The sequence below is a fragment of the Acinetobacter sp. Tr-809 genome (assembly GCF_011753255.1).
In the GTDB taxonomy this organism is placed as follows: Bacteria; Pseudomonadota; Gammaproteobacteria; order Pseudomonadales; family Moraxellaceae; genus Acinetobacter.
This window is the reverse complement of sequence record NZ_VWVZ01000023.1, coordinates 1-265: the sequence shown is the minus strand read 5'-3', so window position 1 is coordinate 265 and position 265 is coordinate 1. Positions and strand designations below refer to the sequence as shown.

Annotated in this window: 1 pseudogene; it reads left to right on the top strand. The window is 45.3% G+C overall.

Going from position 1 to position 265, the window contains the following annotated elements:
- Window positions 1-12: 12 nt before the first annotated feature.
- Window positions 13-265 (top strand): annotated as a pseudogene (locus tag F3J02_RS18385) (hypothetical protein); the annotation flags it as partial.

Below are 265 nucleotides of genomic sequence, written 5' to 3'. Positions count from 1 at the left end.
GCAGATGGCAGCATCACCAGTACCACGACAGCAGATGGTGTACAGCTAGGCTTAGGCAATACCATTAAAGTTGGTACAGCGAATCCAGTCACTATTGATGGTACAGCAGGTACGATTGGTGGTTTAAGCAATAAGACATGGAATGGCACAGCAGTATCAGGTCAGGCAGCAACAGAAGATCAATTGGCAGCAGTTGATAGCAAGTTGGGTACGTTAGACGATGCAGCAGTTAAATATGACAATGCAACGACTAAAGACAAGATCA